The following is a 6,639-nucleotide window of genomic DNA, read 5'->3' on the forward strand; positions in this document are numbered from 1 at the left end:
GCCGTGGCGTCGGTGACGCTGGCCGGAGTCAAGGAGCGCATGGGATTCCTGCCCGCAAGAACAAAATAAGGGCTGCGGCACGGATACAGCCGCTTGTGACACTCGCGCCAAGGCCCGGGTGTCATTTCCTCTGGCAACGGGCTTTAATTATAAAGCCCCAGCCGATATTCAGCACGCACAGCGCCCCCAGCAGCAGCGCGGCCCATAGCCGGTAGCTGATGGCGATCGAAGCTGCGGCAAGCAGAACAATCGAAGATATTGCGAACCAAAGCGAGAGTCCCTTGCTCAAGAGTTGACCCCTTTCGTTCACGGCGGATTTAAGCCGCCAGGGGGATGGCGGCAGCCGGGTATATGTCTATTTTATGATAAAACCAGGGTGTTGTTAAAGCCTTGCCGACATTCAGGCCACAAGCGACAAATCCCGGAGCGCTGGAGCGTTCCGGGATTTTTTGCAGCCCATGAGAGAACCGGGCAGAGCCTTTGGCTTGGCGCCTTCAGGCGCGGCTTCGGCTGGAGCTATACCTTCATGGAGCCGGGTTCAATCGCGAAACGCTCATCCAGCTTCTCGCTGCTGAGCCAGCCTACATACGTCTGAAGCGGACGGTACTGATGGTCCATAACGAGCACGGCGACGAACGGAAATTGCTTCCGGTGCAAATAACGGACGTCTCCCCAGCGTACAATGTAGCCTGAGGGCAGTTCCTCCACTTCGGCGATGGCATAGGAAGTGAAGTAGAGGAAAGCCTGAATATCCGGGTGGGACTTGGAGCGCTCCACAGCCGGATGCCTGGAATTGACCGCGTGCTTGAGCCATTCCAGGCGCCCGTAGTTAAGCTGGCCGACATAGTAGCTGCCATCCTGTCTCGTCTTGACGACATTCCACCGTCTTGGCGTTATCGTAGGGATCAGGATATATTTCTCGCCGGGTTCATGGTGGAGATCCTTGGCCTTAATGCTGCGGGTCAGCCGGAAATGGGCGGCGGTCCTCCAAATGTAATACAGGACGATGATGCTGTACAGCGATGCGAACAAAGGCGCCGGATTAAAAATGCCGGTAACCCACAGCGCAATGGCCGCAACATGGCTGCCGAAAATAAACGGATCGAAAATATGGATAATGTTCCACGCGATCCAGCGTTCGGTGAAGGGTCTTGCCGCCTGGGTGCCGTAGGTGTTGAACACATCGGAGAAGACGTGAATGGCTACGGCGATAAAGCTCCAAAGGGCAAGGTGACCAACGGAGCGGATGTCGCCCAGACCGAACACCGGAGTGAGCACAAGAGTAATCAGCGCGGGCCAGAGCAATAAAAAAGGAAGGGAGTGCGTGACCCCCCTGTGATTGCGAATATAGACGGCGTTGTTCTTCAGGCGCAGAGCCGTATCCGCATCAGGGGCCTGCGAGCCGATAACGGTGGCCAGCATGACGGCGCCGGACAGCATCGGCTGAGAACTGACGGCGGGATCAATGAAGGAGAGCCCGGCAAGTCCAAAACCCATGACGAAGTGTGTAGCAGTATCCATAGCTCAGATCTCCTTTGCACGGAAGTTCTCTATTAATTACTACCCATTTTATCTTCTTTATATTTATATCGTAACAAAATATTCCCGTCACGCTATTGTCAAATTAATGAACATCTTGGTCAAAGATTGTCAAAGCATTTTGCCGTTTGTTATGATAAAGTTAACAGCGAAATACTGCGATTTGTCAATATCAGCTGATGAACAGGCTTGCAAGCTCGTTCTGTCTTAAAGACCGAACATGAAGGAGGTACTTAAGTACGTGAATAATCAATGGAGATATCAAGCCTCTTCCGATTCTGCGGCCATGTCCGCCAAGCTCCCGCCCGAAGCTGAACGGGCCAGTTGGCGCGATTTCATTACGGTAACCAAGCCGGGCATTATCCGGTCGAATCTTATTGCCGCCTTTGCCGGCTTCTGGCTGGCTTCCGGCTGGAATGTTGATTACGGCGGATTGCTGCTGACCCTGCTCGGCACCATGCTTGTTATGGCTTCGGCCTGCGTGTTCAATAATTATTTCGACCGCGATCTGGACATGAAGATGGAACGGACCAAGAAACGCGGCCTGCCCACCGGGCGGCTGAAGCCGGGCACGGTTCTGCTGTATGCGGTGGGACTTGGCATTGCGGGACTGGCCGCGCTGTTTATTTTTTCCGGAATTCTGGCCGGTCTGTTCGGCATTGTCGGCATGTTCGTCTATGTGGTGGTCTATACGCTGTGGCTGAAGCGGACCTCCACCTGGAGCACTTCGGTCGGGGCCATTTCCGGCGCGATGCCGCCGGTCATCGGCTATGTCGCCGTGACGGGCAAGGTCGATCTTGGCGCCTGGCTGCTGTTCGCGATGCTGTTCCTCTGGCAGCCCCCTCATTTCTGGGCCCTTGGCATCCGGCGCAAGGAAGAGTACCGGAATGCGGGATTTCCGCTGCTTCCCGTCGTGAAAGGCACGCGCCGCACCAAGATACAGATGATTCCGTATGTCGCGCTGCTTGTTCCCGTCTCGGTGCTCATGTACGGGTATGGTTATGCCGGCATTTACTATTTGATCGTTTCCGCCGGGCTCTCCCTTACATGGCTTTATCTTACACTGAAGGGCCTGAAGGCGAAAGATGATGATGCCTGGGCGAAACAGAATTTCTTTTTTTCCATTAACTATTTGACGCTCAGCCTGATTGCGCTGGTACTCAATACGATGCACGGATAATGGAGGGAGAAGCTCATGCGCATCCTGATGCGGTATAAATGGACCTGGCTCTCGCTGCTGCTGGCGCTGGCCATGGCGGCCTATCTGGCCGTCAGCTCCTGGGCTTCCCGGACGGGAAAGCTGCCGGTTATCGGGGAAGTGCAGGACTTCTCCCTTGAAAATGTAAACGGTGACATCGTTACGCTTTCCGATACGGAGGGCAAGGTGCGGTTGGTTTATTTCTTTTTTACCGGGTGTACGGACGTGTGTCCCATCACGACCTTTGCTCTGTCGCAGGTGCAGGATCTGCTGATTCGGGATGGCAGCTTCGGCATGGACGCGGCATTCCTGTCGATCTCCTTTGATCCGCAGATCGATACGCGCGAGGCGATCAAGACGTTCGCAGACCGTTTTCATGCCGATTATGCCGGCTGGTATTTTCTGCGCGGGGATCAGGAGAAGGTTCGGGATTTGGCGGCGCGGTCCTTCAAAATTCTGATTGCGGGAACCAACAAGGACAACTTCGCCCACGCGAATCTGATCGGGCTTGTGGACCGGAGGAACCGGCTGCGCGCGCTGTATAATGCGAGCGACACAGAGCGGGTTACTCCGGAGTTTTTGGCAAGCGCCGTGAACAGGCTGGCCCGCGAGTAGCGCGGGGAGCGGCAGCGAAGCAAAGCGCTTTCTTCGCTAAAATGGAAGCGGCTCGGGGTAGATGATGAACTCTTCGAGTCCCGCCTTTTCGAGCTGCGCGATATGGTATTCATCGGGAGTCCCCTCGACTCCGGCGTAACCGCGCCGGGTGTAAATATGCTCCGCGTCAGGGAAGGCGTCGCGCAGAACGCCGCGAATTTTTTTGCCGGAGCTGTCGTTGTCCAGGTAGAGATAGACTTCGCTGTCTCCGACTTGCTTGCGCAGATTCTCCAGCTTGAGCGTATTGAGAGTGCCAAAGGTGCACAAAAGGTCGACTTCGGGCTTCAGGAGACGCCGCAAGCGGCTGCGGTCATTCTTGCCTTCGACAATAATAATGATGGACATGATTATGGCGTCACCTCCGAAAAGTGCAGCTTCAAGCGCAAAGGGGCCTGGCTGCAGGCGGGATTAACTATATATTACCTAATGTTCATCATTTTTAACAGGCCGGCGGCCAGGGGAAGTCATTCCCCGGGAAATGTCGTATATTGCCATAAACAAACACCCGGACGCCAAGGGCGATCCGGGTGTTTGCGCGGGATTTTTTAGATAGAGAAGACGCTGGATATTAAACCCAGAAAGTTTTGAGAATGATGACGAGCAGAATGTAGAGGACCAGAATAACACCGGCAGAGGTTGGGCACGGAGCAACAACAGGCTTAGGACAGCAAGGATTCGTCATTTGTAATTCAGCTCTCTTTCTTAGTGGATTCTTTGACTACAGGGTATTATATGTCAATTTATCCACCGGGTTTGTGTCCCTGCCCATTGTGCATATGGCAGACGTGCAGGTTTTTGGGACCTTCGGCAGCGGCTCCCGTGTTATGCCGCCCGGCTGTTCCAGTCAGGGTGATAGGCGGAAAGCTTGCCAGAGCCGGGATGGGGAAGCAGCAGCAGCGCCGTCATCACCAGCAGGAAGGCAATGAAATAGGGAGAGACCACTCCCCGCAGCTGTCCGGCGGTGACAGGTCCCGCGAAGGCGCCAAGGGAGGTCGCGATCGATTGCAGCGAGAAGGTCCGGCCCATGCGTCCGGGGCCGCTGATGCCGATGAACAGCGAAGCCATTGCCGGGAACAGCACTCCCTTCGCGGTACCGAGCAGGAACAGGACAACCCCCGGCGGGATCGAAGGGACAGCGGCAAGGCCGAAGAAGCAGAGCGCCATGCCGAGCAGCGACGCGCCAATCCGCAGCAGCACGGACAGGCGATTCAGAAAGAGCATGCTCAGTGTGACCAGCGCCCCCAGACTGAGGAGCGACAGCAGAATGCCTGTCGACAGGATTCCTCTGCTCCCATTGGAGACCTGGGATAGAGGAAGCTCGAAGAAGAGCACGCCCTGCGCGGAGGCGATGAAGAACGGCAGCAGGAGATAACGTAGAGGAAACGGCATTGCCGGAGCTGTTGCCGGATTTAGGCCCGTTTCGGAGCCTCCGTCCTCCGCCAAGGAGCTCACTGCCCGGGCTGGAAGCTTGCGGGCCGTCTTCGGAACGCTGAAGTATGCCATGACGCCGGTGGCGATCAGCAGCCAGCCAAGGCTCAGGAACGTGCCGGAGAAGCCGGCTTTGGCTACGATGAAAGCGCCGGCGGCTGGCGAGAGGACGGAAGCGAGCGTATGCACAATCCCCTGGCCGGACATGTATTTGCCCTGATTCACCGAATCGCTCGACAGTGAAGCGAGCAGCGCCATGCAGGCCGGAGAGAGGAAGGCCAGCGCGAATCCGCTTGCCGCTCTGAGCAGCAGCAGATGCCACGGCAGATGGGCATAGGCCTGGAGCAGCAGAATCGCTCCGGCTGCGATCAGACTGTAGACGATATAGCGGCGGCTGCCCTTTCGGTCGATCAGCACCCCGGCGAGCAGATTGCCGGGAAGATGCGTGAGTGAATACGTGCCCATCATCCAGCCGATAAAGGCCGGTCCGGCGCCCAGCGAAATAGCAAAAGGGGTCAGAACGGGATATTGCGCATGCAGATCAAAGTACGCAAGGAACAAGAACAGATACAGCCACAGCGCGGTTTTCAAGAAGTCTGCACCTCCAAATACCGACCCGGACCTATCAAGATCGGGCCTGACAGAATTGTAAAATGAAGAGCCACCTTGAAGGCGTGGACAATCGCTACTTGTACTTTACGTGAGGGCGGGAAGGCGTATGACGGTTTTTTCATTTTGGGAAGAATCATCGCCGCAAAGCTTACAATGTTGTCATCCCTTGGCGGCTTTGTGAATTATGACGGACGATCATGTATAATAATGAATATCCGTGGCACGCTGCCGGGTCAGGCGGAAAGCACGGGTTAATTGAGTAATGGGAGTGTGTTGCCGGAGTGATAGATACTCAGGTATGGTCGCAGTTTATCAGGGAAAATTGGCTTGTAATCGTCATTGCGCTTGTCCTGCTGTTCGCAGTTGTCAATTTGGTCAAAACGGTGCTGAAATGGGCGATTGTCATCGTGATCGTCGCAGGTTTGCTCATTTACAGCGGAGTTACGATAGATCAGATCGGAAATGCCGTAAGCAAGGTAAAAGAGGAGACGGTCGGCACGCTGAAGAACGAAGCCCAGGAAGTGATGCTGAAGGAAGCGCGGGACGCCGTCTATACCTCGAATGGCGATGGAACCTTTACCATTACAACACCTAATATTGAGGTGAGAGGAACAGCCGGTGAGGACAAGGTCAATGTTACCTTCCGCGGTGTCAGTCTCGGACAGTGGAGTGTAAATGAAACGGTGAAGAGCTTCATAGAGGAAGCGCGTAAAGCTCAGGCAGTAAATTGATAACGTAAGTAGCAGGAGGGGAGACATGGTGAATGAATGGCTGCAAAGCCTGCGTGATGCCAATATCATAACGATAATTCTGCTGCTTATTGTCGCCCTGTCGCTGATTCAGGGATGGTTCAGAGGATTCTCCTTATCCGCAAGCAGATTATTCGGACTGCTCGGTTCAGGCATTCTGACGATTTCGTCGCTCGTTCTTGCCGCGCTTGCGGCCGCCTATTTTTCCCCATATGTTCAGACATGGGCTGCGGGCACGGCGGCGCCCAAGGGTGAATTGAACCAGTGGCAGCAGATTTATTATACAGCCGTATCGGCGCTTGCGGGACTTCCGCTGCTGCGCTTTCTGTTCCTGCTGATGGCAGGCTACACCTTGATTCGAATCGTTCTGGGGCTTGTGGCTCTGCTGCTGCCGATTCCGCGTTTCCGGAAGTCCGGCCCGCTTGGGGAGCGGAAAATCTCGGCGGCCAGCCGATTCGG

At 55.3% G+C, this 6,639-nt stretch carries 7 protein-coding genes and 1 pseudogene; 4 read left to right on the forward strand and 4 right to left on the reverse strand.

Annotation, left to right across the window (positions count from 1 at the left end; genetic code table 11):
• Positions 1-121: 121 nt before the first annotated feature.
• Both L692_RS33280 and L692_RS0125855 read right to left on the reverse strand, forming a co-directional pair.
• Entirely contained in the window at positions 122-289 is a 168-nt protein-coding gene (locus L692_RS33280; protein WP_198027835.1) for a hypothetical protein, read from the reverse strand.
• 227 nt (positions 290-516) lie between these two features.
• The gene (locus tag L692_RS0125855) at positions 517-1,521 is read right to left on the reverse strand and encodes a metal-dependent hydrolase (protein WP_025702787.1); all 1,005 of its coding nucleotides are present in this window, start codon (positions 1,519-1,521) and stop codon (positions 517-519) included.
• 238 nt (positions 1,522-1,759) lie between these two features.
• Here L692_RS0125855 and cyoE point away from each other — a divergent pair, with 238 nt between their 5' ends.
• Positions 1,760-2,719, forward strand: coding sequence for a heme o synthase (gene cyoE / locus L692_RS0125860; protein WP_051503589.1), 960 nt, complete (start codon positions 1,760-1,762; stop codon positions 2,717-2,719).
• A gap of 15 nt (positions 2,720-2,734) precedes the next feature.
• Positions 2,735-3,352, forward strand: coding sequence for an SCO family protein (locus L692_RS0125865; protein WP_025702789.1), 618 nt, complete (start codon positions 2,735-2,737; stop codon positions 3,350-3,352).
• Between the two features lie 36 nt (positions 3,353-3,388).
• Here the strand turns inward: L692_RS0125865 and L692_RS0125870 are convergent, their stop codons facing one another.
• Together L692_RS0125870 and L692_RS0125875 are read right to left on the reverse strand one after the other, a co-directional pair.
• Positions 3,389-3,736 carry a toprim domain-containing protein gene (locus tag L692_RS0125870; RefSeq protein ID WP_025702790.1) on the reverse strand — a complete coding sequence of 116 codons (348 nt, stop codon included), beginning with the start codon at positions 3,734-3,736 and terminating at the stop codon, positions 3,389-3,391.
• A gap of 477 nt (positions 3,737-4,213) precedes the next feature.
• Positions 4,214-5,410 (reverse strand): MFS transporter, encoded by a 1,197-nt coding sequence (locus L692_RS0125875; RefSeq protein WP_025702791.1) that lies wholly within the window; start codon positions 5,408-5,410, stop codon positions 4,214-4,216.
• A 305-nt stretch (positions 5,411-5,715) separates the two neighbouring features.
• On the opposite strand from L692_RS0125875, the gene L692_RS0125880 reads away from it, so the two are divergent.
• Together L692_RS0125880 and L692_RS0125885 are read left to right on the forward strand one after the other, a co-directional pair.
• A complete protein-coding gene (locus tag L692_RS0125880; RefSeq protein ID WP_025702792.1) occupies positions 5,716-6,162 on the forward strand; it encodes a hypothetical protein in 447 nt (148 codons plus the stop codon).
• A gap of 25 nt (positions 6,163-6,187) precedes the next feature.
• Positions 6,188-6,639 (forward strand): annotated as a pseudogene (locus L692_RS0125885) (transglutaminase domain-containing protein); the annotation flags it as partial.

It is taken from the genome of Paenibacillus forsythiae T98 (genome assembly GCF_000520735.1).
GTDB classification, from domain to species: Bacteria; Bacillota; Bacilli; order Paenibacillales; family Paenibacillaceae; genus Paenibacillus_AQ; species Paenibacillus_AQ forsythiae.